Annotated in this window: 1 protein-coding gene; it reads right to left on the bottom strand. The window is 37.7% G+C overall.

Annotated elements, in window-relative coordinates; all coding sequences use genetic code 11:
- Positions 1-112 precede the first annotated feature (112 nt).
- Positions 113-1560, bottom strand: a 1448-nt coding sequence (gene gltX / locus AC6F75_RS07085) for a glutamate--tRNA ligase (RefSeq protein WP_500714266.1), incomplete at its 5' end; no start/stop codon positions are given.

Here is a 1560-nt window from a genome sequence, read left to right as displayed (position 1 = left end):
AGTATCAATATGGAGTAACAAACATGTTGAATAAGCTAAACAGCCAAAACCTTGAGAAAAATAATTTTAAAGGACACAGCAGCCTATTAACCGTGGGTGCTACAGCCTATTTTTAACCCAATGTTTTGATGGCGTTTTCAATCCGTTTTATAGTTTCAACCTTCCCTATAATCTCCATTATTGCAAACACATCCGGACCTTTCATTTCGCCAACTAATGCCAAACGTAATGGCATCATAATTTTTCCAAAACCAATATTTTCTGAAGTAATCCAATTCTTTATTTTTTCTGAAAGGTTTTCTGCGGAAAAGTCTTCGACAGTAAACAAAAACCTTTTAAATCTATCCATTAATACCTCGGCCTCACCGGTATATATTTTCTTATAACTGGCTATGTCAAAATTATTTGGGGCAATGAAAAAGAAACTGCCTTGTTCCCATAAATCTGAAACAAAAGTGGCTCGCTCTTTTATTAGTCTTAAAACTTTTTTTACTTTTTCTCTCTCAAACCCTTCAAAAGAATAATAAGTTTCTTTATCTGGAATTCTTACAGACAAATAATCAAGATTTATATCCTCACTATATCTTTCAATAAACAAATTCGTTAATTTCTCAATATCCAATGCTTGAAAATAGTGGTGCTGAAACCATTTGGTTTTTTCAGGGTCAAATTTTGCCCCACCTTTATGAACACGTCCTAAATCAAATAACTGAATCAGTTCATCAAGACTAAAAATTTCCTGTTCAGTTCCGGGATTCCAGCCCAATAATGCCAGCATATTCACCACAGCTTCAGGAAGGTAGCCTTCTTCTCTGTAGCCTGAAAAAGATTCACCCGCTGAGCTTTTCCATTCCAGCGGAAAAACCGGAAATCCCATTTTGTCGCCGTCACGCTTACTCAGCTTTCCTTTACCAACAGGCTTCATAATAAGTGGTAAATGTGCAAACTGCGGCGCTTTCCATTCAAAAGCATCATAAAGCAACTGGTGCAGTGCTAACGAGGGCAACCACTCTTCGCCACGAATCACGTGAGATATGTCCATTAAATGATCGTCAACCACATTGGCTAGGTGATAAGTGGGCATGCCGTCACTTTTAAAAAGTACTTTGTCATCAAGCACATTGGTGTCGATTTCCATTTGTCCCCTGACAAGATCATTAAGAATTAAAGTTTTATTTACAGGGGTTTTAAATCTAATGACATAAGGCTCACCGCTTTGAAGACGGGCACTTAAAACATCTTCGCTCAAAGTAAGTGAATTGTCCAGCTTTTCCCTGTTGTGGTGGTTATAGATGAAAGTTTTACCTTTAGTTTCATGGTCTTTTCGGTGATTTTCAAGACTTTCGTTGGTATCAAAAGCATAATAAGCATGGCCTGAAGCCACAAGCGTGTCTACAAATTGTTTGTATAAATGTTTTCTTTCGCTTTGGCGATAGGGGCCATAGCCTTTTTCTTTTCCAATACCCTCATCATAAGGTATTCCACACCAGTTTAAAGCATCAATGATATATTGCTCAGCACCTTCCACATAGCGGTTTTGGTCGGTGTCTTCAATCCTTA

It is taken from the genome of Planktosalinus sp. (assembly GCF_059864935.1).
Note: the sequence above shows the minus strand (reverse complement) of the source record. Positions and strands in the feature narration are given on the sequence as shown.